This is a genomic window from Phenylobacterium sp. (genome assembly GCF_025934275.1).
GTDB lineage: Bacteria > Pseudomonadota > Alphaproteobacteria > Caulobacterales > Caulobacteraceae > Phenylobacterium.
On sequence record NZ_JAICYI010000001.1, the window covers coordinates 118,833 to 144,173 of the forward strand.

Here is a 25,341-nt window from a genome sequence, read left to right on the forward strand (position 1 = left end):
CGCCCAGCGTCCCTGGGCGGCAGCTGGAGTGCGGACCGTGTCGGAAGAGGTTTTCCCCGTCCCCAAGGAATGGGCCGAGAAGGCCCTGATGAACGCCCAGGCCTATGAGGCGGCCTGCAAGCGCGTCGCGGCCGAGCCCCAGGCCTACTGGGCCGATCTCGCCAGACGCCTCGACTGGATCAAGCTCCCCACCGAGATCAAGGACGTCTCCTTCGACCGCGAGGACTTCCGGATCCGCTGGTACTCCGACGGGATCCTCAACGTCTCGGTCAACTGCCTCGACCGGCATCTCGCCACGCGCGGCGACCAGGTGGCGCTGATCTGGGAGAGCGACGGCGGCGACAGCTACGACGCGCTCACCTACAGGCAGCTGCACGTCGAAGTCTGTCGAATGGCCAACGTGCTGAAGGCCAAGGGCGTCAGGAAGGGCGACCGGGTCACCATCTACCTGCCGATGATCCCGGCGGCGGCGGTCGCGATGCTCGCCTGCGCCCGCATCGGCGCGATCCATTCGGTGGTGTTCGGCGGCTTCTCGCCCGACAGCCTGGCGGGACGCATCCAGGACTGCGACTCGAAGATCGTCATCACCGCCGACGAGGGGATGAGGGGCGGCAAGCCCGTGCCGCTGAAGCGCAACGTCGACGAGGCGCTGGCGTCCTGCCCGATGGTCACCGACGTGATCGTCATCCGTCGCACGCGCGCCGACGTGCCGATGACCGCCGGCCGCGACGCCTACTATTCCGATCTTAAGCAGGGCGTCTCCGACAGTTGCGATCCGGAGCCGATGGAGGCCGAGGATCCGCTGTTCATCCTCTACACGTCGGGCTCGACGGGTAAGCCCAAGGGCGTGCTCCACACCACCGGCGGCTATCTCGTCTGGGCCGCCTACACCCATGAGGTCATCTTCGACTACCGGCCGGGCGAAGTGTTCTGGTGCACCGCCGACGTGGGCTGGGTCACCGGCCACTCCTATGTGGTCTACGGGCCGCTCGCCAACGCCGCCACCAGCGTGATGTTCGAAGGCGTCCCCAATTACCCGACCTCCTCACGGTTCTGGGAAGTCTGCGACAAGCACAAGGTGGAGATCTTCTACACCGCGCCCACCGCCATCCGCGCGCTGATGCGCGAGGGCGACGCGCCGGTGAAGCGCACCTCGCGCGCCTCGATCCGGCTCCTCGGCACGGTCGGCGAGCCGATCAATCCGGAAGCCTGGCTCTGGTATCACCGCGTGGTCGGCGAGGAGCGCTGCCCGATCGTCGACACCTGGTGGCAGACCGAGACGGGCGCGGCGCTGATGAGCCCGCTTCCCGGCGCCACACCGCTCAAGCCCGGTTCCTGCACCAGGCCGCTGCCGGGCGTGAAGCCGCAGCTGGTCGACGCCGACGGCAAGGTGCTGGAGGGGGCGGTGACCGGCAACCTCTGCCTGATCGACTCCTGGCCCGGCCAGATGCGCACGGTCTACGGCGACCACCAGCGCTTCATCGAGACCTACTTCTCGACCTACCCCGGCAAGTACTTCACCGGCGACGGCGCGCGACGCGACGAGGACGGCTACTACTGGATCACCGGCCGCGTGGACGACGTGATCAACGTTTCCGGCCACCGCCTGGGGACCGCCGAGATCGAATCCGCCCTGGTCGGCCATCACGACGTCGCCGAGGCCGCGGTGGTCGGCTACCCGCACGAAATCAAGGGCCAGGGCATCTACTGCTTCGTCACGCCGAAGGCCGACGTGCCGCCTTCCGATGCGCTGCTGGCCGACCTGCGCGGCTGGGTGAGGCGCGACATCGGCCCGTTCGCCGCCCCGGACGTGATCCAGTTCGCGCCGGCCCTGCCGAAGACCCGCTCCGGCAAGATCATGCGCCGCATCCTGCGGAAGATCGCCGAGGACGACCTGGGCAATCTCGGTGACACCTCGACGCTGGCGGATCCCTCGGTGGTCGACGACCTGGTGAAGAACCGCGCCGCCCGGGGCGGCGAGGAGCATCTGCAGGTGGCCGGAGAGAAGCTGCAGGCGGCGGACCTCGAGGCCGTGCTCCGCGCCCACGACGCCATCGCCGACGCCGCGGTCGTGGGCGTGCCGGCCGGCTCGTCGGGCGACGAGGCCCTGCACGCCTTCGTCCGCCTCGAGGCGGACGTGGCGCCCACCGATGTGCTGCAGGCCGACATCAAGGGCTGGATGCGCCGCGAGGTCGGTCCCCATGCGGTGCCGGCGGAGGTTCGCTTCGTGCGTGGCCTGCCCCGCGCCCGCTCCGGCGAGGTGGTCCGCTCGATCCTGCGCAAGGTGGCGGCCGGCGACGTCAAGGACCTCGGCGATCTGTCGGCGCTCGCCGATCCGTCGCTCGTGGACGACCTGGTCAACAACCGGGCGCCCGCCGAAGCTTGAGATTGCTAGGCTGGAGGGGATGATCCGTCCCCTCCTGTTCGCCGTTCTCGCCCTCGCCGGCTCCGCCGCCCGCGCCGCCGACCTCGATCCCAGCGTGCAGGCGCAGCTCGCCCGCGGTCGGCCCTACGTGCAGGTGCGCGCCGATGCGGACGGCGAGTCCGGGCTGATCCAGGCGGCCATCGATATCGCCGCCCCGCCGCAGGTGGTCTGGAACGTGGTCACCGACTGCGACCTCGCGCCCAGGATGGTGGCCAGCCTGAAGAGCTGCCGCATCCTGGAGAAGGACCCGGCCGGCGCCTGGGACGTGCGCGAGGACATCTCGAAGATGGGTTTCCTGCCCTCCGTGCGGAACGTCTTCCGCTCCGACTACGACCCGCCGAGGAGCGTCCGCTTCCATCGCGTGGCCGGCGATCTCAAGGTCTACGAAGGCGAGTGGCGGATCGAGCCGCGCGGCGGCGAGACGCGGGTGTTCTACGAAAGCCGGGTCTCCGCGCCCTTCCGGGTGCCCGGGCCGATCGCGCGCATCGCGCTCCGTTACGAGGTGCCGCAAGCGCTCATGGCGCTCCGCCGCGAGTGCCTCGCGCGGGCGAAGTGAGAGCTCGATCTGGCCTACCGCCCACGCCCGCGGAGCACCTGATCCAGCGCGTCCAGGGCGCCAGGATTCATCACCGGCCGGGCGCGCGGCGGCAGGTCGAGATCGAGCATTTGTTCGCTCCTGGCGTCGTACTTCGGCCACGCCGACAGGCCCGGGCCATTAGGATCGCCGGTCTTGGCGAAGTTCACCCAGTAGTCGGCGGTGATGCGGGCCATCAGCCCGTCGGCCGCATCCCACTGCAGGTCGGCGTAGCGCAGGTTGTCGAAGGCGTAGGCGACGTCCGAGCCATGCGGCGCCCCGGCCTGCCGCGTCGCGCGGCCGTCCGGCCCGTAGGCCGGCGGGGCGTGGCTGAAGAGGTAGAGCCAGACCGGCGCCTTTCCCGTCTTCGTCTGCAGGCGCGCCCAGGTGCGGTGTCCGGCGAAGTTCGCATCGCGCAGCAGCGCGTGGTAGCTCGCCTGGGCCTGGGCGTCGCTGGCCGCCGGATAGACCGCGAGCAGCCGCTCGGCGACAGGACCGTAGGCGTCTTTCAGCCACGCGACGTAGTCGGCCGCGGTCTTCGGCGGGCCGCCCGGGTGGGTCCGCCCGCCCGGTTCGTCGGCGGTGCCGCCGGTGATCAGGGCGACGTCGTTCTGCCGGCCCTTCTCGAAGATCGTGCGGATGTCGGCGGGCAGGAAGGCGCCGTCGACGATGGCGGCGTTCATCCCTGGATTGGGCATTTTCAGATAGGCCGCCATCAGCGCCTCGGCCGGCATGGCGCGCAGCGCTTCCAGGCTCGGCGCGCCGGCCGCGGCGGCGAAGGCGGCGCCGCGCGCCTCGGCCTCCTTCAGGGTCTCCATGCGGTCGAACACCGTGTGCGACTGGGCGATGGCGCCGCGGAACAGCCCGCGCGCCATCGGCGAGGCCATCAGCCAGTTGACGCTGCGGCTGCCGCCCGACTCGCCGAAGATGGTGACCTTGTCCGGATCGCCGCCGAACGCGGCGATGTTGGCCTTCACCCACCTGAGCGCCGCCACCTGGTCGAGCGCGCCGTAATCGCCGGAAGCGTGGTCGGGACTCTCGGCGCTCAGCGCCGGATGCGCCATCCAGCCGAACAGGTTGACCCGGTAGTTGAAGCTCACCACCACCACGCCGCGCTTGGCGAGATTGTCGGGGGCGTAGAGCGCTTCGGCGCCCGAGCCCTCGCGCCCGCCGCCGCCATAGATCCAGACCATCACCGGCAGCCGGTCGCCTGCGGATTTCGCGGGCGTCCAGACGTTCAGGTAGAGGCAGTCTTCGGATATCCCGTTCTCGCCGGTCGCCCAGGGCGCGACGCCCTTCGGCCGGGCTTGCTGCATGCAGGCGGGCGAGAACTTCGTCGCGGCGAGCACGCCGGACCAGGGCGCCGCCGGCTGCGGCGGCCGCCAGCGCAAGGGCCCGATAGGCGGCGCCGCGAACGGGATGCCCTTGAACACGCGGACCCCATGGCCCCAGGCAGGCATGCCGATGACCGGACCGCCGGCGGTGTTCACCGGCTCCGGGATCGCGGCGTGGGCCGTGGCGGCCAGGCTCAGCGCCGCCGCCAAGGCCAAGGTCAGGCCTCGCACCATCATCATCCCCCTTCGCCATGTAGCCGCGCTAACGGTAGTCGCGCGGCGCCCGGATGCAGCGGCACGCCGTCGGCCTTCCACACCATGTGGACGTTGTAGCTCAGGTTGGTGCGGCTCCGCTGGAAAGCACGAACCTGAGCCACCCGGCCATCGCCCGCCCCCATCTGACGCCGGGTCATCGTAGGACCGGATCGCGGCGCGAGCCAAGCGCGCATGAACCAGGCTTGAGCTTCCCACACGCCGCGGCGGTGCTAAGGGTTCTGCGCCCTTCGAGTTTCGGGAACGCGCATGCCCCGCCAAGCCTTCGCCGCCTTCGGTTTTGTCCTCGCCCTCGCCGTCTCCGCGGCCGCCCAGGCGGCCACCGTGCCGCCGATCCCGTTCACCAAGCGGGTGCTGCCGAACGGCCTGACGGTCCTGGAATCCCTCGACAAGGCCACGCCCAACGTATCGGTGCAGGTCTGGTACGGGGTGGGCTCGAAGAACGACCCGTCCGGGCGCTCCGGCTTCGCGCACCTTTTCGAGCACCTGATGTTCAAGGCGACGAAGGACCTGCCGCCGGAGAGCTTCGACCGGCTGACCGAGGACGTCGGCGGCCTGAACAACGCCTCCACCTACGACGACTTCACCAACTATTACGAGGTCGTCCCGGCCAACCACCTGCAGCGGCTCTTGTGGGCCGAGTCCGAGCGCATGGGCTCGCTGGTGGTGGACAAGGCGGACTTCACCTCCGAGCGGCAGGTGGTCGAGGAAGAGCTCCGCCAGCGCGTGCTGGCCGCGCCCTACGGCCGTCTGTTCGCGCTCTACGTGCCGGAGGCCACCTATCGGGTTCACCCGTACCACCGGCCAGGCATCGGCTCGATCGCCGATCTCGACGCCGCCACGCTCGACGACGTCCTGGCTTTCCACCGGACCTATTATCGCCCGGCCGACGCGGTGCTGATCGTCGTCGGCAACTTCGATCCCGCGCAGCTCAACGCGTGGGTCGACAAGTACTTCGCCCCGCTCGACAATCCGAAGGCGCCGATGCCGCGGGTCACCGCGGTCGAGCCGCCCCGCAAGGGACCTGGCGTGTTCAACGGCTATGGGCCGAACGTGCCGCTGCCAGCGGTCGCCATCACCTGGCTCGCCCCCTCGGCCCGCAGTCCCGACGCCCCGGCGCTCACCGTGCTCGACGCGGTGCTCTCGGCCGGCAAGTCGTCGAGGCTCTACGACAGCCTGGTCTACCAGAAGCGGATCGCGACCGAGATCTACTCCAACGCCGATCTGCCGGAGCAGCCGGGCAATTTCATGGTCGGCGCGGTGATGGCCTCGGGCCACTCGATCGACGAGGGCGAGAAGGCGCTGCTGGCCGAAGTCCAGCGCCTGCGCACGGCTCCGCCCTCGGCGGAGGAGCTGGAGGCCGCCAAGAACCAGCTGATCGCAGGCAAGCTGCGCGAGCGCGAGACTCTCGAGGGCCGCGGCTTCGCGCTCGGCTACGCCAAGTGGATCGAGGGCGATCCGGCGAAAGCCAACACCGACCTCAGCGCGATCCAGCAGGTCAGCGCCGCCGACGTCGAGCGGGTCGCGGACAAGTACCTCGATCCGGACAAGCGGATGACCATCCGTTATCGCCCGGAGACCGCGCGCCCGAAGGGCGAGTCCGCGCCGCCCGCGCCGGCCCCGCCGAAGCGCGTGGTGAGGTACGTCGGCCCGGTCTTCACGCTCGCCCCGCCGGCCAAGCGCCAGGCGCCTCCGCCGATCGGCAAGCCGGTGCAGCCGGTGCTGCCGAGGCCGGCCGAGCGCACGCTCGCCAATGGGCTGCGGGTGATCGTCGCGCGCTCGTCCGACCTGCCGCTGGTCACCGGCGACCTCACCTTCAAGACCGGCGCCTGGGCCGATCCGCCGGGCCTCGCAGGCGACGTCGCCATGACCGCCGACATGCTGACCGAGGGCACCACCACTCGCTCGGCCCAGGAGATCGCCCGCCAGGTCGAGCGGCTGGGCGCGACCCTGGAGTCCGGCGGCGGCCTGGAATCGTCCTCCGTCACGCTCAACGTCATGCCGGACAAGCTCTCGGTCGCCATGCCGATCATGGCCGATGTGACGAAGAACCCCGCGTTCGCCGCCGAGGAGCTGGCCCGCCAACGCCAGCTCGCGCTGGATTCCCTCCGGGTCGCCTATCAGGAACCCGGCCAGCTCGCGGCCTACGCCGCGGCCCCGGTGGTGTTCGGCGGCACGCCCTTCGGCCACGTGCCCTCCGGCACGCCGGAAAGCCTGCCGAAGCTGAAGCCCGCCGACCTCGTCGCGGTGCATCAGCAATGGTTCCGGCCCGACAATGCGATCCTGGTGTTCACCGGCGACATCACGCCCGAGCAGGGCTTCGCGCTGGCGGAAAAGGCGTTCGGCGACTGGCCCGCGCCCGCCGCCGCGCTGCCGTCCCCGCCGGTCATTCGGCCGAATCCGACGCCGCGCGCCATCGCCATCGACCTGCCGGGCACGGGCCAGGCGGCGGTCACCGTGGTCAAGCCCGGCATTCCGCGCAGCAGCCCCGACTACTACACCGGCATCGTCGCCAACACCGTGCTCGGCGGCGGCTATTCGGCGAGGCTGAACGAGGAGATCCGCATCAAGCGCGGGCTCTCCTATGGCGCCTCCTCGCGGCTGGCGGCCAACCGCACCACGGGCTCCTTCCGGGCTGCGGCTCAGACCAAGAACCAGTCCGCGCCGCAGGTGCTGGAACTGATCGAGCAGGAGATGGCCAAGCTCGCCGCGGCGCCGGCCGGCGCGGAGGAGCTGAAGGCCCGCAAGTCGGTGCTGGTGGGCAGCTTCGGCCGCGATCTGGCGACCACCGGCGGCCTCGCCGACATCCTGGGCGGTCTCGCCCTCTACGGCGTGCCGCTCGACGAGATCACCCGCTACACCGCCAAGGTCGACGCCGTGACGGCGCCCGAGGTGCAGGCCTTCGCCGCCCGCGTGCTCGACCCCAGGGGCGCCAGCGTCATCGTCGCCGGCGACGCCAAGGCCTTCACCGCCGGCCTGAAGGCCAAGGCTCCTGGCCTGGAGGTGATCCCCGCCGCAGACCTGGACTTCGACAATCCGAGCCTGCGGAAGCGATGACCTCTCCCCATCAAGGCGCGGACATCGTCCACCGTCCGAGCTCCGGCTCGCGGCCGATCAGCGCCAGGCCGGAGGCGATGGATTCCAGCTCCGCGCCGGTCTCGATGCGCTCGGCCGCGAACCGCCGCTGGAAGATGGCGCGCACGGCGGGCGCCAGCGAGGAGCCGCCGGTCAGGAACACGCGGTCGATCTGCGGCGCCGTCAGCCTCGCTTCCGTGAGCGCCCGGTCCACGGCGGTCTCGATCTGGGCGAGTTCGGGGGCGATCCAGGCCTCGAACTCGGCCCGCGCCACCTCGCGCACGATCGCGATCGAACCCGCCTCGAAGCGGAACTCCGCGTGCGACTCGACCGAGAGGGCCTCCTTCAGCCGCGAAACCGCGTGGTAGAGCCGATAGCCGTAGTTCTCGTCCAGGGTCTCCACCAGCCGGGCGATCTTCGCGGGCTCGCTCGCCTCGCGCACCAGCCGGCGGATCTCGCGCATGTCGCGGCTCATCCGCATCAGCGCCAGCTGGTCCCAGCGAGCGAACGCCGCATAGTATCGATTAGGGATCGGCAATACCTTGCCGTAGCTCACATAGCTCGAACCCTTGCCGAGCGCCGGGGCGACCAGCTGGTCGATGATCCGGTAGTCGAAGGCGTCGCCGGCCACGCCCACGCCCGAGCGGCCCAAGGGCGCGGCGCGCAGCTCGCCCGCCTGCGCCTCGAAGCGGATGATCGAGAAGTCGCTCGTGCCGCCGCCGAAGTCGCCGACCAGCACGGTGGCGTCGCCGGTCAGGCCGCGCGCGAAGAAGAACGCGGCGCCCACGGGCTCGTAGGCGTAGAGGATCTCGGCGAAGCCCAGCCTGCGGAACGCCGTCTCGTAGCGCGTCAGCGCCAGCGGCTCCGATGGGGCGGCGCCGGCGAAGGTCACCGGACGACCGACGATGACGCGCTCCGGCAGCGCGGCCATCTCCGCGCCGGCGTAGTCCCGGAGCTTCAGCAGGAAGGTCGACAGCAGGTCCTCGAAGCGGTAGCGGCGGCCGAGGATCTGCGTCTCGGTGAAGCTCTCGGCGGCCGCGAACATCTTGAATGACTGAATGAAGCGGGTCTCGACCGGATCCTCGACATAGGCCTCGATGGCCCAGGGGCCGGCCGCGATGGTGCGCTCGGCCGGCCTCTCCGCAGGCGCGTGGAAGGACAGGCAGCTGCGGAACGCGAACAGCTCCCCCTCAGGCGCCTGAAACCGCGCCAGCTGCGCCGGCCCGGCCTCTTCGGCCAGGGCGACGACGGTGTTCGTGGTGCCGAAGTCGATGCCAAGGCTCGTCGCCATGCCGTCCCCCTCCGGCGAAAGGGGCGGGGCATAGCAAACAACTCGGTGATCGCGGAAGCCCTTAGTTGCTCTCGCCGGGGGGAGCTGTCCTGGAGGGACTGAGAGGGTTTCCGCTCAGAAGGCGCAGCTGCAAGCTGGCGAGTGAAACCCCCTCCGGCGCTCTGCGCCACCTCCGCTGCGGGGGAGGAACTTCGCTACTCCGCCTCCGCCAGCGGGCGCTCGTGGGCGCAGACGGTGGCCATCTGCAGGATCTTGGAGACCGAGGCCGATAGCGGACAGATCTGCACCGGCCGCTCCAGGCCGAGCAGGATCGGGCCGATCACCATCGCCCCGCCCAGCGACTGGATGAGCTGCGTCGAGATCGTCGCCGAATGGATGGCCGGCATGATCAGCACATTGGCGGGGCCGGAGAGCCGCATGAACGGGTAGTTGCCGCGCCGCTCCGGCTCCAGGGCCAGCTCCGGCGGCATCTCGCCCTCGTACTCGAAGTCGACGCCCTCGGCATGGTCGAGGATCGCCACCGCCTCGCGCACCCGCTCCGAGCGATCGCCCATCGGGTTGCCGAACGCCGAGTAGCTCATGAACGCGAGCCGTGGCGTGTAGCCCAGGGTGCGCACAGCGCGCGCCGCTTCGCAGGCGATCTCCACCAGGTCGGAAGCTTCCGGCATCTCGGTGACGTTGGTGTCGGCGATGAAGATGGTCCGCCCGCGCGCCAGCACCACGCTCATCCCGAGCACCCGTCCGCCCGGCGCCGGATCGATGACCCGCAGGACCTCCTCGAGGGCCTGGTCGAAGGCGCGGGTGACGCCGGTCACCATGCCGTCGGCGTGGCCTAGCGCCACCATCGAGGCGCCGAACGAGTTGCGGTCCTGGTTGATCAGCCGCTGCACGTCGCGCTTGAGATATCCCTCCCGCTGCAGGCGCTCGTAGAGGTAGTCCACGAAGGCGGCGTTCCAGGGCGACAGCCGGGCGTTGATGATCTCCAGCCTCACCTCGACGGGATCGAGCCCCACGAGCCGCATGTTCTCGTGCACCAGCTCCTCGCGGCCGACGAGGATGGCGTCTCCCAGCCCGCCCGACTGGAAGGCGTAGGCCGCACGGATCACCGACGGCTCTTCACCCTCGGCGAAGACGATGCGCTTCTTGGGCGCGGCCAGCACCGCGCCCTGCAGCTTCTGCAGGAAGGCCGCGGTCGGATCGAGCCGCTGCGCCAGCGACGCCCGGTAGGCGTCCATGTCCTCGATCGGCTTGCGGGCGACGCCGGTGTCCATCGCCGCCTTCGCGACGTAGGGCGGGATGTACCAGATCAGCCTGGGGTCGAACGGCGTCGGGATGATGTATTCGGGGCCGAACTTGAGCTGCGCCCCGTGGTAGGCGGCGGCCACCTCGTCGGGCACATCCTCGCGGGCGAGCTGGGCGAGCGCCTGGGCGCAGGCGATCTTCATCTCCATGTTCACCCGCCGAGCCCGCACGTCGAGCGCGCCGCGGAAGATGTAGGGAAAGCCCAGGACGTTGTTCACCTGGTTCGGGTAGTCGCTGCGGCCGGTGGCGACGATCGCGTCCGGTCGGACGGCGAAGACCTCCTCCGGGGTGATCTCCGGATCCGGATTGGCCATGGCGAAGATGATCGGCTTCTTGGCCATCTTCTTCACCAGCTCGCCGGTCAGGGCGCCCTTCACGGACAGGCCGATGAACACGTCGGCGCCTACCAGCGCCTCCGCGAGCGTGCGCTTGTCGGTCGGCGCCGCGTGCGCGCTCTTCCACTGGTTCATGGATTCCGTGCGGCCCTGGTAGAGCACGCCTTTGGAGTCGACCGCGATCACGGCGCCGTGCGGCACGCCCATGGCCTTGATCAGCTCGAGCGTGGCGATGCCGGCCGCGCCCGGGCCGTTGAGGACGACCTTGATGTCCTGCAGCTTCCGCCCGGTGATCTCGCACGCATTGATCAGGCCGGCCGCCGAGATGATCGCGGTGCCGTGCTGGTCGTCGTGGAACACCGGGATGTCCAGCAGCTCCTGCAGCTCGGTCTCGATCCGGAAGCACTCGGGGCTCTTGATGTCCTCGAGGTTGATGCCGCCGAAGGTGAGCCCGATGTTCTTGACCACGGTGATGATCTCGTCCGGGTCCGTGGCGGTCACCTCGATGTCCATCGCATCCACGTCGGCGAACCGCTTGAACAGCACGCCCTTGCCTTCCATCACCGGCTTGGCGGCGAGCGCGCCCAGGTTGCCAAGCCCGAGGATGGCGGTGCCGTTGGAGATCACCGCCACCAGGTTGCCCTTGGAGGTGTAGTCGTAGGCCTCGTCGGGATTCTTCGCGATGGCCAGCACCGGCGCGGCGACGCCCGGCGAATAGGCGAGGCTCAGGTCGCGCTGCGTCGCCATCGGCTTGGTCGGCGCGATCGCGATCTTCCCCGGCGTGGGATACCGATGGAAGGCGAGGGCCTCCTCGTCGGTGAAGGTGCGTTTTTCGGCGTCGCTCATCCGGCGGCGGCATCCTCGAGCGCAAGACTGCGGTGGGGCGCCACCTATAGAGAGCCGCGCCGCATCGAACAACCTTCGGCGCAGCCCTCTCCTGGACGCAGGCGCCGCGCCCATAGGCTCTAGGCGTCGGCCTGGGCCGGGCCGTCGTCCGTCGTGGGTCGCCCCGAGGCGAGGAGCGCGAACAGAACGCCCAGCACCGGCAGCACGTCCGCCTCGGGCTCGATCGCCTTGCGCACTTCGCTGCCGATCGCCACTGCGGCGATCAGTTCCGCCAGCAATCCGGGATCGACGCCGCGCCTGGCCGCCAGCGGCTGGGCGATGTCTCCGAGCGCCTCGATCAGCTGGGCGCGACTGCGCAGATAGATCGACCTCAGGCCCGCATTGCCGATGGCTTCGGCCCAGATGCGGAGGTCGTACTGATTGACCTGGGCCGCCTCGGGCCGGCTGAATTCGCTCAGGAACATGCGAAGCCTAGTCAACGGGTCGAGCCCGCTTCGGGCGGCGTCCATGCGCGCCGCCGACTGCTGAGCTCCCAGCTCGGCCATGGCGGCGATGATCGCCTCCTTGCTGTCGAAGTAGGTGTAGACCGCGCCGGGGCTGAGGCCGGCCTCGCGGCAGATGTCCAGGATGGTGGTCTCCGCGAAGCCCTGGCGGGCGAACCTGCGGGCGGAGGCGAGCAGGATCTGACGTTTTCGCTCAGACTTGCGAGCTTCCGAGATCTTCGGCATCGCGAAATCGAACAGCCGTTCGCGTTGCCCGTCAATCCTCCGACCTTGACGACTTAAAACAAAACGTCTATTCGTTTTTTAAATAGGAGGGTGACGATATGACGGAACGAGCGGCGCAAGGCGGGCGGCGGGCGGCGGGCGGCGTACTTCTATCTCCTGGCGACGGCGCTCGGCCTCGCGGGTTGGGTTCCGTACGGCGCGCAACAGGCCGGAATCCTCCGCACGCACCTGTCGGCGGACCTGCCGCTGATCGCCCAGTACAGCCCGACCGTGGCGGCGCTCGTCCTGGTGGGCCTTGAAGGCGGCTGGGACGGCCTCGCGCGCTTCCTTCGTCGATCGTTGAACCCGAGGGTGGGCTGGCGCTGGTTCGCGATCGCGGCGCTGATTCCGCCGGCGATGGCCTTGACCCTGGTGGGGCTTCAGGCGGCCGCCGGCCACGCGCCGCCGCTGGCGGCGCTGGGGGCCTGGCACACCCATGTCGCGGCCTTCGTGGTCGGGACTTCGGGGGGCCTCGCCTCGTCGGGCGCTCTGCAAGGCCTGGCGCATCTGTCTTCGCAGGGACCGGCGTCGGCCGCGCTGGTGGTGATCGGCCTTGCCCTCGCCAACGGCGGCGTCTCCGAGGAGGCGGGCTGGCGCGGCTACGCTATGGCCGCGCTGGCGCCCGGCCGCCGCGCGCTCACGGCGGCCCTGATCGTCGGGGTCATGTGGGGACTGTGGCACACCGGACCGGTGTTCTGGACCGGAGTGTTCAGGTCGGATTGGCGGGTGCTGGCGATTCCGGTCGAATACACCCTTGGCGCGATCCCCCTGGCGGTGATGATCGGTTGGGTGTTCCTGCGGGCGAACGGCAGCCTTCTGCCGGGCATGGTCTTCCACGCCTCCTACAACTCCACCTGCCTCTTCCTCACCGCCTTGTCGACCCCGGGCCGGCCCGTGGTTTCGGTCCTGGCCTGGCTGGCCGCCACCTATGTGGCTGCGGCCCTGGTGGCGGCGATCGGCCGGCGGACGCTTCTGGGCCGTGCGAGCGCCGCCGAGTCCCGACCCCTCGTCCAGGTCGCCTGATCGCGGCCGCCTTCGCCGCTGGCCCGGCTCGCGTGACTCAGGCGGTGACCGCCGGGCCGCACGGGCCGCGCGGCGGCCGCCAGAGCTTCGCGGTGAGGTGAGATCGCTTGACAGATTCGTAAGTTAGTACTTACTGTAAGCAATGGCTAACGCGAACGCCTTCGCCGCCCTGGCCGATCCCACCCGCCGCGAGGTGTTCGAGCGCCTCGCCCGGGGACCGCGCTCGGTGGGCGAACTGGCGCAGGGCCTGCCGGTCTCGCGGCCGGCGGTCTCGCAGCACCTGAAGGTGCTTAAGGAGGCGGGGCTCGTGACCGACCGCCCGGAAGGCGCCCGCCGCGTCTATCAGATCGATCCCCAGGGCCTCGGCCAGATCCGCGCCTGGCTGGACCGTTTCTGGGAAGCCGCCCTGGAGGCCTTCAAGGCCGAGGTCGAGCGCGAGGATCCGGAGGGGACGAACCCATGAGCCAGACCATCAGGCCCGCGGACATCCGCAAAAGCTTCGTGGTCCGCGCGACACCGGAGAAGGCCTGGGCGGTGTTCACCTCAGGCTTCGGCCGGTGGTGGCCCAAGACCCATTACATCGGGCCCTCGCCGCTCACTGACGCGGTGGTCGAGCCGCGGGCCGGCGGCCGCTGGTACGGCGTCCACGCGGACGGCGTCGAGCGGCCGTGGGGTGCGGTGCTGGCGTGGGAGCCGCCCCGCCGTCTCCTGCTCGACTGGCAGATCTCCCACGAGTGGGGCTATCAGCCCGACCTCCACACCGACGTCGAGGTGCTGTTCGTCCCGGTGGGCGACGGCGAGACCCGCATCGACTTCACGCACCGCGACCTCGAGCGCTTCGGCGACAGCGAGGCGGCCGCGGCGACCCGCGCAGGAATGGACCGCGGCTGGGGTCTCATCCTGGAAGCCTTCAAGGTCGCCGCCGAATCCTGAGTTCCACCCCCGGACAAGAGGAGAAAGCCATGTCCGAAGTGATCGTCTACGGCATCCCCGGAAGCCCCTATGTGCGCATGCCGCTGCTCGCCTGCGAGGAGAAGGGCGTCCCTTACACCCTCTCGGCCATGGAGTTCGGCAAGACCAAGACGCCCGAGCATCTGGCGCGCATGCCGTTCGGCCGCATTCCCTACATCCAGCACGACGGCTTCTGGCTTTACGAAGCCGACGCCATCATCCGCTACATCGACCAGGCCTTCGAAGGCCCGAGTCTCACCCCCTCGGCGCCCAAGGCCCAGGCCCGCATGAATCAGGTGATGGGCATCGTCGACTGGTACGTCATGCCCGCGATCAGTTCGGCCATCGGCTTCAATCGCATCGTCAAGCCGATCTTCGGCCTGCCGGTCGACGAGGCGGCGGTGGCCGCGGCCCTTCCCCAAGCGCGGGTCTGCATCCGGGCGCTGGAGGAGATCCTGGACGACAAGCCCTATTTCGCGGGCGACGCGGTTTCGCTGGCCGACTTGATGGCCGTCGCTCACCTCGATCTCCTCCCGCAGTCTCCGGAGGGCGCCAACATCATGGCGGGCTCGCCCCTCCTCGCCTGGCTGGAGCGCATGGCCGCGCGGCCCAGCGTGGCCAAGACCACCCTGCACAAGTTGATGAACCTCCGCGAGCCCGAGGCGGCCTAGGCTCGGCTTGACCCTGGCGCCTCCCCCGGGCGACACACGGCGATCAGCCGCTCGCCGGGGGAGGCGCACCTGCCGCAACCGCTGAAGATCGCCGTGGCCGGCGCGCTGGGCCGCATGGGCCGGACTGTCGCCGACATGGTCGGGGCCGATCCGGACCTGACGCTCGTCGCCCGCTTTGACCGGCCCGACGCAGCCGGCGACGGCCTGGTCAGCCAGGCAGAGGCGCTCGCCGCCTGCGACGTGGTCGTCGACTTCTCCACCGCCGCGGCCTCCGCCGACCTCGCGGCCGCCGCCGCCGCCCGCGGCGGGCCGGCGCTGGTGATCGGCTCGACCGGCTTCCGGGACGCCCAGCTCGCCGCCATCGCCCGGGCCGCGCAGAAGGTCGCCATCGTCAGCGCCGGCAACTTCGCCCTCGGCGTCAATGTGCTGTTGGGGCTGGTCCGCCAGGCCGCCGCGACCCTGCCGGCGGACTCGTTCGATATCGAGGTCCTGGAGGCGCATCATGCGCGCAAGATCGATGCGCCCTCCGGCACGGCGCTCATGCTGGGCGAAGCGGCCGCGGAGGGGCGCGGCGCCGATCTGCAGAAGGTCGCCAAACGCGGCCGCGACGGGATCACTGGCGCGAGGCCCAGGGGCGAGATCGGCTTTGCGGCGATCCGCGGCGGCGGGCTCGTCGGCGAGCACGCGGTGATCTTCGCCGGCGAGGAGGAGATCCTCACGCTCGCCCACTCCGCCCGCGACCGCGGCCTCTTCGCCCGGGGCGCGCTCGCCGCCGCTCGCTGGGCGTCCAAACAGCCGCCCGGCCAGTATGACATGCAAGACGTCCTGGGCTTCTCCAAGAAGGCTTGAGCCATGGCCGACATCCTCGACCTCGACGCCACCGGCCAGCTTGCGGCGCTGGCTCAGAAGCGGGTCTCGGCCACCGAGCTCCTGAAGGCGGCGCTGGCCCGCCACGACCAGCTTCACGCCGGGCTCAACGCCGTGGTCATGGCCGATCCGGAGCGCGCGCTGGAGCGGGCCCGGGCGATCGACGACCTGCGCCTCAAGGGCGAGACGCAAGGTCCGCTCGCCGGGCTGCCGATGACCGTCAAGGACACCTTCGACGTGGTCGGGATGGCGGCCTCCTCAGGCCTCGAGATGCTGCGCCGCCGGCAGGCCGAGGACGCGACCTCGGTGGCCCACGCCAAGGCGGCGGGCGCGGTGATCTGGGGCAAGACCAACACGCCCGTGATGGCCGGCGATTGGCAGACCTTCAACGCGCTCTATGGCGTGACCAACAATCCGTGGGACCCGTCGCGCACGCCCGGCGGCTCGTCCGGCGGGGCGGCCGCGGCGCTCGCCGCCCAGGTCACGTCGCTGGAGATCGGCTCCGACATCGGCGGCTCGCTGCGCGTGCCGGCGAACTTCTGCGGCGTCTTCTCGCACAAGCCGACCTGGGGGCTGGTTCCCCAGCACGGCCATGTGCCGCCCAAGCCCGGGTCCTGGGCCGAACGCGACCTCAACGTGGTGGGGCCGATGGCCCGCTCCGCCCGCGACCTGCGGCTGCTGCTCTCGGTGCTCGCGAGCGGTTCGGTGGCCGCCAAGGCTGCGCCGGCCGAGCTCAAGAGCGCGCGCATCGGGCTGTGGCTGGACGAGCCCTCGTTCCCGCTCGATCCCGAGGTGCGCGCCGTCCTCGAGCGGTTCGCGGGCGAACTCGCGGCCCAGGGCGCGGAGGTCACGCCGATCCCCTGTCCCGTCGACGCCCGCGCGCTGCTTGGCGCCTACCAGCTGTTGCTGGGCGCCGTGCTGTCGGAGGACCTGCCGCCGGCGATGCTGCGGCGGATGGAGTTGATGCGCCCGTTCGCGCGGATGGCCATGAAGCGCGGCGCCCACCCGCTCTCCACCTCGGCCATGGCGCTCGCCTACACCGCCACCCACCGCGAGTGGATGGAGGCCGACGCGGTGCGCTGCCGTCTGCGCCACGACATCGAGGGAAGCTTCGAGCGGGTCGACGCCATCCTCGCGCCGATCGCGCCGGTTGCGGCCTTCCCGCACGATCACCGGCCGTTCGAGAAGCGGAGCCTCAGGCTGACGACGGGCGCTGCGATCCCCTACACCTCCATGCTGTGCTGGATCTCGCTGGCCACCGCCCTGCACCTGCCGGCGACCGCGATTCCGACCGGCCGCACGCCTTCGGGCCTACCGGTCGGCGGCCAGCTGATCGGGCCGCGCGGCGGGGATTCGCGGACCATCGCGCTCGCCCAGGCGATCGACGAGGCGGTGGGCGGCTTCAGGGCGCCCCCACCGCCGGCCCTCGCCGCCGCCTAGCCCGCTCGTGCTGTTTGCGTCGCCAACCTTCCTGTTCTTCTTCCTGCCCGCCTGCCTCGCCGTCTACTTCGCGGTCCGCGGCATCCGCGCCAAGAACGCGGTCCTGATCGGCGCCTCGCTGGTCTTCTACGCCTGGGGCGAGCCGCGATTCGTGCCGCTGATCGCGGCGATGGCGCTGTTCAACTACGGCGCGGCCCTGGCGATCGATGCGCGCGAGGGCCCGGCGCGGCGGTGGGCGCTCGGCCTCGCGGCGGCGGCGAACCTCGCCGTGCTGGGAGTCTTCAAATACGCCGACTTCGTGGTCGGCAGCCTGGATCCGCTGCTCGCGCCCGCCGGCGTCGCACTCGAGCCGCCGCACATCCCGCTGCCGCTCGGCATATCGTTCTTCACCTTCCACTGCCTCTCGTACCTGATCGACACCTTCCGGCGGCGCTTTCCGGCCAATCGGCGGCTCTCGGAGGTGGCGCTCTACATCGCGCTGTTCCCACAGCTGATCGCGGGGCCGATCGTCCGCTACAAGACCATCGCGCGGCGCCTGCGCGTCCGCCGCCACAGTCTCGGGCTCGTCTCGGCGGGCCTGCGGATCTTCGTCATCGGGCTGGCGCAGAAGCTGCTGCTCGCCGATCCGCTGGCGCCGCTCGCCAACGCCTGCTTCGACCGCACGGCCCGGCCCGACCTGCTCGAGGCCTGGGCCGGCACGCTCGCCTACGCCCTGCAGATCTATTTCGACTTCGCCGGCTATTCGACCATGGCGATCGGGCTGGGCCTGGTGTTCGGCTTCCGCCTGCCGCGGAACTTCCGCACGCCCTACGCCTCGCGCTCGATCACCGAGTTCTGGCGCCGCTGGCACATCAGCCTGTCGACCTGGTTCCGCGATTACCTCTACATCCCGCTGGGCGGCAACCGGAGCGGGGCGGCCGCCACCTACCGCAACCTGGTGGTGGTCTTCCTGCTCTGCGGGCTGTGGCACGGGGCGAGCTGGACCTTCGTGCTCTGGGGCGCCTGGCACGGCCTCTTCCTGGTCCTGGAGCGGGCCGGCCTTGGGTCGATGCTGCGCCGGGCGCCGCCGCCCGCCGCCTGGGCCTACGCCCTGATCATCGTGGTCCTCGGATGGGTGCTGTTCCGGGCGCCGCACATGAGCCAGGCGGTGGAGGTCTGGCGCGGCCTCGTCGGGCTGAACGGGACCGGCGGCTTCGGTGCGACCATGGCGCTCGCCTTCCGCAAGCAGCAGCTCTGGGCGTTCGCGATCGGCGGCCTGCTTGCGGTCTTCGGCCTGCCGCGCCGGCGCCTCCCGCGCCTGCGGCTCGGGCCGGCGCTCGCCTGGGGAGACAACGCCGCGAGCCTCGTCCTGCTCGGCGCCTCCCTGTTGCGGATCGCCGCCGGCACCTACAGCCCGTTCCTCTACTTCCGGTTCTGAGCCGCGGGATGGCGCTTCTCACCCGCCCTCGCCGCGGCCTGGCGCTGGCCTTGCTGGCCATGCTGCTGGTCCCGGTGGTCGCGATCCCGCTGCGACCGCTCAAGGCGATGTCGCCGGTCGAGAACCGCCTCCTCGCGCGCGCGCCGCCCCGCCCGCAGCGCCTCGCCGACTGGGCCAGGCTGCCGCGCCGGATCGACGCCTACCTCGCCGACCACTTCGCCTTCCGTGACGGGATGATCGCCGCGAACAACCGCCTGTTCGGCCGCGCCGCCCGCGCCGCGGTCTCCGGTCAGGCCGATCTCGCGGCGGCCATCGCCGGCCACTCCGAAGCGGCCGACGCCGGTGCGACGGGCGAGCTCGCCGCCGCCGTCGAGGGCAAGGCCGGCCGCATGTTCCTGACCGAGGGTCTCCTGGAATCCACCGGCCGCGAGACCGATCGCCGGCGCGCCGCCGACTACGCGCAGTTCGTCTGCCAGGCCGTCAGGGCGCTCCGCGCGCGCGGCATCCGCCCGATCTTCGCCATCGCGCCGTCGCCGGCGGCGATCTATCCGGAATACGCGCCCGATTGGGCGCTGCCGCCGCTCTCGCCCACCGAGTACGACCTCATTCTGCGCGGCGCGGCGGCCTGCGGCGCGCCGGGGATCGACCTGCGGCCGGCGCTCCGGGCGGCGAAGGCCGGAACCATCCTCTACCGCTTCACGGACAGCCACTGGCGCGAGGTGGGCGCGCTTGCTGGCTTCAACGCACTGGTCGCGGCCGCCGGCCACCCGGAGTGGGTGCTTGATCCCAAGGGCGCGGCGTGGACGCCGGTGACGCGCACCGACGGCGATCTTCCGCGGCTCGCGGGGCTGCCCGCCCGCGCGGAACCGGATTACGACACCCGCTATGTCGTGCCGCCGGCGGACGCCTTGCGCGGCCCGATCAAGGTGCTGCCGACCAAGGAAGACACGCCGTTCGCCCTCGCGACGCCGCGCAAGGGCGCGAGCCTGCTGATCATCGGCGACTCCTACACCGAGCACTACTTCCCGGGCTTCTTCCTGAACGCCGGCCTCGCCCGCGTCGGCTGGGTGCACGAGGAGGACTGCGGCTTCGACTGGGGCGCGATCGGCGCCTTTTCGCCCGACTACGTCCTGATCATGCCGGTGGAGCGGCTGGCCCTGTGCCGCCCCCGCGGCGCCCGGCCGAAGGGGGTTCCCCGCTAAGCGGGCGCCCCATTCCGGTTGGCCGAGGCGTTGACTCGCCCGCCTTCCGCAGAGCCTAGTTCGCCGGATCGGCTGGCGATCCGGGGGAAGATCGGCGATGTCCGTTTGGTCCAAGGCGGCCGCGGGGCAGGCGAGCCTCGCCGACGCCCCCGTGCTGAGACGCAGGCACATTGCGGCCGCCACGATCGGAAACGCGCTCGAGTTCTACGACTTCCTGACCTACGCCTTCTTCGCCATCCAGATCGGTCACGCGTTCTTCCCCTCGGGCAACGCCTACGCCAGCCTGATGCTGTCGCTCGCCACCTTCGGCGCCGGGTTTGTCACCCGCCCGTTGGGAGCCCTTGTGATCGGGGCCTACGCGGACCGCGTGGGGCGCAAGCCCGCGATGTTGCTGTGCTTCACCCTGATCGGGGCCGCCATCGTCGCCATGGCGCTGATTCCCCCCTATTCGGCGATCGGGATCGCCGCCCCGATCCTGGCGGTGGTGGCCCGCATGGCCCAGGGTTTCTCCCTCGGCGGCGAAATCGGCTCCAACACCGCCTTCCTGCTCGAAGCCTCCGTTCCCGGAAAGCGCGGCCTCACCGTCTCCTGGCAAGGCGCGAGCCAGGGCCTGGCCCTGGTCGCGGCGGGCTCGGTGGGGGTGATCCTCAGCGCCGCGATGCCCGCCAGCCTGCTCGACGCCTACGGTTGGCGCATCGCCTTCCTGCTGGGCGCCGCCACCCTGCCGTTCGGCTTGTGGCTCCGCTCCAGCCTGCCGGAGACGCTGCACAGGCCCGAGGCGTCGCTGCCGACGCCTGCGGCCCGCTCGACGCGCATCGCCCAGGCGCGAAGGTCCTGGCGGGTCATCGTCCTGGGACTTGTGGTGCTCGCCGCCGGAACGATCAGTTCGTACGTGTTCACCTACATGGCCACCTTTGCGCAGGACACGCTGCGCTTGCCGGCCCTCGTTGGGTTCGTGGCCGAGACCGGCGGCAACATCACAGGGATCGTCGCGGTGCTCTTCGGCGGCTGGCTCTCCGACCGCATCGGCCGCTGGCGAGTGAACGTCTGGGGCAATCTGGCTTATCTGGTGGCGATCCTGCCGACCTTCTGGTGGATCACCGAGGCTCGCTCTGCGTTTGCGCTGATCGCGGGCGTCACCGCGCTCGGCGGATTGTCTGGGCTGATATACGGATCCTTCTACGCCGGCTTGGCCGAGAGCCTGCCCAAGTCCATCCGCGGCAGCGGCTTCGGCACGGTCTATTCGGTTTCGATCGCCGCCTTCGGCGGAACCACGCAGCTGGTCGTCACCTGGCTGATCCACGTGACCGGCAGCGCGCTGGCGCCAGCCTGGTACGTGCTCGCCGCGGCCTCGGTCGGTCAGGTCGCGCTGATGCTCATGGCCGAGAGCGCGCCGGCTCGCCTGGCGATGGGCCGCTCCCCCATTGCGGAGTCCCTGCCCGTGGTCGCCGGCTGAGGCCCAGATCCGTCTTCCGGCGTGACCACGTCCGCCGCGCCGCGACCCCTCGCGGCTGAGCCTAGCCCGCGCCGATCGGCTTCACCGGGACGTAGATGTGGCGGCCGTCGCGCTCGACCAGCAGCAGCACCTCGCCGCGGTGCTCGGCGCGCACCGCCTGCATGGCGGCGGCCACGTCGCCGCTCGAAGCGATGCGCCGGCCGTTGATCGACTGGATCACGTCGCCGGGGCGAAGGCCCTTGCGGGCGGCGTCGGAGGCCGGGTCCACCTGCTCGATGCGGGCTCCGCCGCCGGGATTGGGCGCGATCATAAGGCCGAGCGTGCCGGGGGCGGCGTGCGCGGCGCCGTCCGGCGCGGCCGCGTTCGCCAGCTCCGTCTCGGCCGGCCGCACGCCGGCGGTCACCGCCAGCGCCACGGGATGGCCGTCGCGCCGGACCTGAAGCCGCAGCACCTGGCCCGGATGGATCACCGCGACCGAACGGGTGAGCCCGGCGGCGGACTCGATCGGCCGGCCGTCGACGCGCTCGATCAGGTCGCCCATCTTCAGCCCCGCGCGGTCGCTGGGCCCGCCGGGCGTGACCTCCGCCACCAGCGCGCCGTCGTGGGCCCGCACGCCCAGGCTCTGGGCGATCTCAGGGGTGACGTCCTGCACCGTCGCGCCGATGAAGCCGCGCACGACCCTGCCCTCGGAGATCAACTGCTTGACCACCCGGTCGGCGACGTCGGCCGGGATGTCGAAGCCGATGCCAACCGAGCCGCCGGAGGGGGTGAAAATCGCCGAGTTGACGCCCACCACACGGCCATAGACGTCGAAGGTCGGGCCGCCCGAGTTGCCGCGGTTGATCGGCGCGTCGATCTGCAGGTAGTCGACGTAGCTCGAGCCCGAGATGTTCGGCCGCTTCAGCGACGAGACGATCCCCGCCGTCGCCGTGCCGGAGAGGCCGAAGGGATTGCCCACCGCCACCACCCAATCGCCGACCCGGGGCCGCGCCCGGTCCTCGAAGTTCACGTACGGAAAGCCCCGGCCCTCCACCTTCACGACCGCGAGGTCCGTGGCCGGATCGCGGCCGATCACCCGGGCGGAGAGGGTGCGGTTGTCGGCCGTGCGCACGGTGATCTTCTGCGCGCCCTCGACCACGTGGTTGTTGGTGACGATGTAGCCGTCCGGCGAGACGAAGAAGCCGGAGCCCGCGCCGTGGATCGGGCCGGGCCTGGGCATTTCGGGTAAGCCCGGCAGGCCGGGGAACATCCGCCGAAGCTCGCCCAGCGGGTCCTCGCCCTGGATCATCGCCGACTGCAGCGGCGCCTTCTGCTCGACCTCGATCGCCACCACCGCCGGGGCAACCCGCTGGATGATGTCGGCGAACGAGCCGGGGGCGACGCCCGCGGGCGGGGCCATGGGCGCGGGGTTCACCGCGTGCGCCCCTTCCTGGGCGACCGCCAGTTGCGATCCCGCGGTCGTGAGGACCGCGGCCAGAGCGCCGGCTGCGCCGGCATAAGCCAATTCCTTCCGTGTCATCTCTCTACCGTTGATCTGCGGGCGTCTGCGCGGCGGCCCCAAAAGCATCGCGATACGATATAGTTAGGGCCAGCGTTCGACGCAAACGTGGCCGTAGATTGACCGCCGTCGTCGGACAGCCCCGGCACAGGGTTCGCGCGTTAGGGGATCATCGCCACCCACCGGGGAGCCCGCCATGCGGACCATCCATTTCCTGGCCGGCCTCGCCGGCCTCGCCGCCGCCGCGCCTGCGGCGCTCGCGCAGCCCTACGGCGCGCCGCCCGGACCCTATCGCAACCAATGTCGCGACATCCGCATGAACGGCCAGTTCCTGAGCGCCGTCTGCCAAGGCCCGCACGGCTCGGGGCCCTCGTCGATCAATGTGGCGAGCTGCTCGACGCCGATCTACGTCGATGCGGGCGGCGCGCTCTCCTGCATCGGCCCGGGCGGCGGAGCTCCACCCAGGGTGGAGGCCAAGCCACCCGGCTTCTACACCGGGCCGGGCCCCGGCCCCGGCTATGCTGAAAGCCCGCGCCGCTATGAGCGCCGACGGGCCGAGGACCGCCGGGCCGCCCGCTGGTCGGCGGACATCTATCCAGGGCCGGGCTTCCGCGGCGCGCCGATCCGCGTCCAAGGCGCCACGCCCGATCTGGGCTATACGGGCCTCAACGACCGCGTCGGCTCGATCCGCCTGCCGCCCGGCTCCGGCCCCTGGCTGGTCTGCACCGACGCCGGCTACCGCGGCCGCTGCGTCACCGTCTCGCGCAGCCTCGGCGATGTCCGCGCCATCGGCATGCGGGGCGCCATCTCCTCCATGCGCCCCGCGGGCTAGCCGCGGCCGGTCGAGCCGAAACCGCCGCCGCCGCGGACGGTCTCGCCCAGGCTCTCCACCTCGCGCCAGGCGGCCTGTACGACCGGGGCGATCACCAGCTGGGCGATGCGGTCGCCGCGCCGGATGGTGAAGTCTTCCTCGCCGAGGTTGATCAGGATCACCATCACCTCGCCGCGATAATCCGCGTCGATCGTGCCGGGCGTGTTGAGCTGGGTGATCCCGTGGCGCAGCGCCAGGCCGGAGCGCGGCCTCACCTGGCCCTCGAAGCCCTCCGGCAGGGCGATGGCGAGGCCGGTGGGCACGGCGATCCGCGAGCCGGGCCGCAGCACGATGGGCTCCGCCTCCGGCACCGCGGCCCGCAGGTCCATGCCGGCCGCATGCGCGGTCTCGTAGGCGGGCAGCGGCAGGTCCGGATTGTGCGCCAGCCGGCGCACCGGGATCGGCGGCGTCACGGCAGCGCCTCGGCGATCTTCCGGGCGAGCCGGCGGGCCACCTCGGCCTTGGGCGCGCGCTCCCAGCGCTCGATCCCGGCGGCGCTGACGATCGCCACCGCGTTCGCCTCGCCGCCCATGGTCCCCTCGACGCTGACGTCGTTGGCGACGATCCAGTCGCAGCCCTTCTTCTGCAGCTTCGCCTTGGCGTTGGCCTCCACGTCGTCGGTCTCGGCCGCGAAGCCGACCACCAGCCGCGGCCGCCGCTCGGCCCTCGACAGCGTCGCCAAGATGTCGGGGTTCTCGACGAGCGCGATCGGCGGCGGGCCGGCGGCGCCCTTCTTGATCTTGCGCGTCCCGCAGCTTTCCGGGCGCCAGTCCGCCACGGCGGCCACGCAGACCGCGATCTCGGCCGGCAGCGCCGCCTCGCAGGCCTCGAGCATCTCTCGCGCGGTCTCCACCTCCACCCGGCTGACGCCCGCGGGGGCGGCCAGCGCGGTGGGTCCGCTCACCAGCACGACGTCCGCTCCCAGCGCCGCCAGAGCCCCCGCGATCGCATAGCCCTGCTTACCGGACGAGCGGTTGGTGATCACCCGCACCGGATCGATCGGCTCGGCGGTCGGCCCCGCGGTGACGATGGCCCGCTTGCCGGCCAGCGGGCGGCCGGAGGAGAGCGCCGCCGCCACGGCCTCGAAGATCGCCAGCGGCTCGGCCATGCGCCCGGGCCCGTACTCGCCGCAGGCCATGGCCCCCTCCTCGGGTCCCACGAAGGCGACGCCGTCGGCCCGCAGCCGGTCGAAATTCCGCCGCGTCGCCGGATGCCGCCACATCCGCACGTTCATCGCCGGCGCCATCACGACCGGCTTGTCGGTGGCCAGCAGCGCCGTCGAGGCGAGGTCGTCGGCCAGGCCGTTGGCGGCCTTGGCCATCAGGTCGGCCGTGGCCGGCGCGACCACCACCAGGTCGGCCTGGCGGGAGAGCTCGATGTGGCCCATCTCCGCCTCGTCGGTCAGGGAGAAGAGCTCGGCGTAGACCTTGTCCTCGCAGAGCGCCGAAAGCGACAGGGGCGTCACGAACTGCGCCCCGGCCCGGGTGAGGATCGGCCGGACGGCGATCCCCGCCTTTCTCAGCAGCCGGACGAGTTCGAGCGCCTTGTAGGCCGCGATCCCGCCGCCGACGATCAGGAGGATTCGCTTCTGGTCCAAGGCTTGCTGGCCCCTGCGTTGTCGCGCGCCCGCTTTACGCCAGAACCCCGGGCGCCGACAAATCGCCCGAGACCCCGCGAGGCCTCCTTCGAAAATTGACTCGACAAGGCCGTCGTTCTCTGTTCT

Annotated in this window: 20 protein-coding genes and 1 pseudogene; 14 read left to right on the plus strand and 7 right to left on the minus strand. The window is 71.1% G+C overall.

What is annotated here, in order from left to right; genetic code table 11:
* Positions 1-37 precede the first annotated feature (37 nt).
* From acs to Q0W60_RS00650, 3 genes and pseudogenes are all read left to right on the plus strand, one after another.
* Positions 38-1,966, plus strand: a pseudogene (gene acs / locus Q0W60_RS00640) (acetate--CoA ligase); the annotation flags it as partial.
* Between the two features lie 66 nt (positions 1,967-2,032).
* Entirely contained in the window at positions 2,033-2,386 is a 354-nt protein-coding gene (locus Q0W60_RS00645; RefSeq protein WP_297691587.1) for a hypothetical protein, read from the plus strand.
* Between the two features lie 19 nt (positions 2,387-2,405).
* Entirely contained in the window at positions 2,406-2,981 is a 576-nt protein-coding gene (locus Q0W60_RS00650; protein ID WP_297691500.1) for an SRPBCC family protein, read from the plus strand.
* Positions 2,982-2,995: 14 nt separating this feature from the next.
* Here the strand turns inward: Q0W60_RS00650 and Q0W60_RS00655 are convergent, their stop codons facing one another.
* Positions 2,996-4,573: a carboxylesterase family protein gene (locus tag Q0W60_RS00655; RefSeq protein ID WP_297691502.1), complete on the minus strand. Its 1,578-nt coding sequence runs from the start codon at positions 4,571-4,573 to the stop codon at positions 2,996-2,998.
* 282 nt (positions 4,574-4,855) lie between these two features.
* On the opposite strand from Q0W60_RS00655, the gene Q0W60_RS00660 reads away from it, so the two are divergent.
* The gene (locus Q0W60_RS00660) at positions 4,856-7,663 is read left to right on the plus strand and encodes a pitrilysin family protein (protein ID WP_297691504.1); all 2,808 of its coding nucleotides are present in this window, start codon (positions 4,856-4,858) and stop codon (positions 7,661-7,663) included.
* Between the two features lie 10 nt (positions 7,664-7,673).
* On the opposite strand, the gene Q0W60_RS00665 is transcribed toward Q0W60_RS00660, so the two are convergent.
* The 3 genes from Q0W60_RS00665 to Q0W60_RS00675 form a co-directional block, all read right to left on the minus strand.
* Positions 7,674-8,972, minus strand: a complete 1,299-nt coding sequence (locus tag Q0W60_RS00665; RefSeq protein ID WP_297691506.1) for an Hsp70 family protein — start codon at positions 8,970-8,972, stop codon at positions 7,674-7,676.
* A 194-nt stretch (positions 8,973-9,166) separates the two neighbouring features.
* On the minus strand, positions 9,167-11,455 hold the full coding sequence (locus Q0W60_RS00670; protein WP_297691508.1) for an NADP-dependent malic enzyme: 2,289 nt from the start codon (positions 11,453-11,455) through the stop codon (positions 9,167-9,169).
* Between the two features lie 119 nt (positions 11,456-11,574).
* Positions 11,575-12,183 (minus strand): TetR/AcrR family transcriptional regulator, encoded by a 609-nt coding sequence (locus Q0W60_RS00675; RefSeq protein ID WP_297691510.1) that lies wholly within the window; start codon positions 12,181-12,183, stop codon positions 11,575-11,577.
* Between the two features lie 270 nt (positions 12,184-12,453).
* On the opposite strand from Q0W60_RS00675, the gene Q0W60_RS00680 reads away from it, so the two are divergent.
* The 9 genes from Q0W60_RS00680 to Q0W60_RS00720 all read left to right on the plus strand — a co-directional run bounded on the left by Q0W60_RS00680 (position 12,454) and on the right by Q0W60_RS00720 (position 21,249).
* Positions 12,454-13,245: a CPBP family intramembrane glutamic endopeptidase gene (locus Q0W60_RS00680; protein ID WP_297691512.1), complete on the plus strand. Its 792-nt coding sequence runs from the start codon at positions 12,454-12,456 to the stop codon at positions 13,243-13,245.
* A gap of 142 nt (positions 13,246-13,387) precedes the next feature.
* On the plus strand, positions 13,388-13,708 hold the full coding sequence (locus Q0W60_RS00685; RefSeq protein WP_297691514.1) for a metalloregulator ArsR/SmtB family transcription factor: 321 nt from the start codon (positions 13,388-13,390) through the stop codon (positions 13,706-13,708).
* Positions 13,705-14,178, plus strand: a complete 474-nt coding sequence (locus Q0W60_RS00690) for an SRPBCC family protein (RefSeq protein WP_297691516.1) — start codon at positions 13,705-13,707, stop codon at positions 14,176-14,178. Before Q0W60_RS00685 ends, Q0W60_RS00690 begins: the two co-directional genes overlap by 4 nt.
* Positions 14,179-14,207: 29 nt before the next feature.
* Positions 14,208-14,867 (plus strand): glutathione S-transferase family protein, encoded by a 660-nt coding sequence (locus tag Q0W60_RS00695; protein WP_297691518.1) that lies wholly within the window; start codon positions 14,208-14,210, stop codon positions 14,865-14,867.
* A 69-nt stretch (positions 14,868-14,936) separates the two neighbouring features.
* Positions 14,937-15,716: a 4-hydroxy-tetrahydrodipicolinate reductase gene (gene dapB, locus Q0W60_RS00700; RefSeq protein ID WP_297691589.1), complete on the plus strand. Its 780-nt coding sequence runs from the start codon at positions 14,937-14,939 to the stop codon at positions 15,714-15,716.
* A gap of 3 nt (positions 15,717-15,719) precedes the next feature.
* Positions 15,720-17,174, plus strand: coding sequence for an amidase family protein (locus tag Q0W60_RS00705; protein ID WP_297691520.1), 1,455 nt, complete (start codon positions 15,720-15,722; stop codon positions 17,172-17,174).
* 7 nt (positions 17,175-17,181) lie between these two features.
* On the plus strand, positions 17,182-18,591 hold the full coding sequence (locus tag Q0W60_RS00710) for an MBOAT family O-acyltransferase (RefSeq protein ID WP_297691522.1): 1,410 nt from the start codon (positions 17,182-17,184) through the stop codon (positions 18,589-18,591).
* Between the two features lie 8 nt (positions 18,592-18,599).
* The gene (locus tag Q0W60_RS00715; protein WP_297691524.1) at positions 18,600-19,793 is read left to right on the plus strand and encodes a hypothetical protein; all 1,194 of its coding nucleotides are present in this window, start codon (positions 18,600-18,602) and stop codon (positions 19,791-19,793) included.
* A 97-nt stretch (positions 19,794-19,890) separates the two neighbouring features.
* On the plus strand, positions 19,891-21,249 hold the full coding sequence (locus Q0W60_RS00720) for an MFS transporter (protein WP_297691526.1): 1,359 nt from the start codon (positions 19,891-19,893) through the stop codon (positions 21,247-21,249).
* 61 nt (positions 21,250-21,310) lie between these two features.
* Here Q0W60_RS00720 and Q0W60_RS00725 read toward each other — a convergent pair whose 3' ends face one another.
* Positions 21,311-22,768, minus strand: coding sequence for a trypsin-like peptidase domain-containing protein (locus tag Q0W60_RS00725; protein WP_297691529.1), 1,458 nt, complete (start codon positions 22,766-22,768; stop codon positions 21,311-21,313).
* Between the two features lie 175 nt (positions 22,769-22,943).
* Here Q0W60_RS00725 and Q0W60_RS00730 point away from each other — a divergent pair, with 175 nt between their 5' ends.
* Complete coding sequence (locus Q0W60_RS00730) at positions 22,944-23,579, plus strand: beta/gamma crystallin-related protein (protein WP_297691531.1); 636 nt, start codon at positions 22,944-22,946, stop codon at positions 23,577-23,579.
* On the opposite strand, the gene dut is transcribed toward Q0W60_RS00730, so the two are convergent.
* Together dut and coaBC are read right to left on the minus strand one after the other, a co-directional pair.
* A complete protein-coding gene (gene dut / locus Q0W60_RS00735) occupies positions 23,576-24,031 on the minus strand; it encodes a dUTP diphosphatase (RefSeq protein WP_297691533.1) in 456 nt (151 codons plus the stop codon). The two genes, Q0W60_RS00730 and dut, sit on opposite strands and share 4 nt — an antisense overlap.
* A complete protein-coding gene (gene coaBC, locus Q0W60_RS00740; RefSeq protein ID WP_297691535.1) occupies positions 24,028-25,215 on the minus strand; it encodes a bifunctional phosphopantothenoylcysteine decarboxylase/phosphopantothenate--cysteine ligase CoaBC in 1,188 nt (395 codons plus the stop codon). The genes dut and coaBC overlap by 4 nt, the downstream gene beginning before the upstream one ends.
* Between the last annotated feature and the right edge of the window lie 126 nt (positions 25,216-25,341).

Bases quoted from the DNA above. Each gene is read 5' to 3' on its own strand.
- Q0W60_RS00650 (WP_297691500.1), top strand. From the start codon at position 2,406: ATGATCCGTCCCCTCCTGTTCGCCGTTCTCGCCCTCGCCGGCTCCGCC.
- Q0W60_RS00655 (WP_297691502.1), bottom strand. From the start codon at position 4,573: ATGATGATGGTGCGAGGCCTGACCTTGGCCTTGGCGGCGGCGCTGAGC.
- Q0W60_RS00660 (WP_297691504.1), top strand. From the start codon at position 4,856: ATGCCCCGCCAAGCCTTCGCCGCCTTCGGTTTTGTCCTCGCCCTCGCC.
- Q0W60_RS00665 (WP_297691506.1), bottom strand. From the start codon at position 8,972: ATGGCGACGAGCCTTGGCATCGACTTCGGCACCACGAACACCGTCGTC.
- Q0W60_RS00670 (WP_297691508.1), bottom strand. From the start codon at position 11,455: ATGAGCGACGCCGAAAAACGCACCTTCACCGACGAGGAGGCCCTCGCC.
- Q0W60_RS00675 (WP_297691510.1), bottom strand. From the start codon at position 12,183: ATGCCGAAGATCTCGGAAGCTCGCAAGTCTGAGCGAAAACGTCAGATC.
- Q0W60_RS00685 (WP_297691514.1), top strand. From the start codon at position 13,388: ATGGCTAACGCGAACGCCTTCGCCGCCCTGGCCGATCCCACCCGCCGC.
- Q0W60_RS00690 (WP_297691516.1), top strand. From the start codon at position 13,705: ATGAGCCAGACCATCAGGCCCGCGGACATCCGCAAAAGCTTCGTGGTC.
- Q0W60_RS00695 (WP_297691518.1), top strand. From the start codon at position 14,208: ATGTCCGAAGTGATCGTCTACGGCATCCCCGGAAGCCCCTATGTGCGC.
- Q0W60_RS00705 (WP_297691520.1), top strand. From the start codon at position 15,720: ATGGCCGACATCCTCGACCTCGACGCCACCGGCCAGCTTGCGGCGCTG.
- Q0W60_RS00715 (WP_297691524.1), top strand. From the start codon at position 18,600: ATGGCGCTTCTCACCCGCCCTCGCCGCGGCCTGGCGCTGGCCTTGCTG.
- Q0W60_RS00720 (WP_297691526.1), top strand. From the start codon at position 19,891: ATGTCCGTTTGGTCCAAGGCGGCCGCGGGGCAGGCGAGCCTCGCCGAC.
- Q0W60_RS00725 (WP_297691529.1), bottom strand. From the start codon at position 22,768: ATGACACGGAAGGAATTGGCTTATGCCGGCGCAGCCGGCGCTCTGGCC.
- Q0W60_RS00730 (WP_297691531.1), top strand. From the start codon at position 22,944: ATGCGGACCATCCATTTCCTGGCCGGCCTCGCCGGCCTCGCCGCCGCC.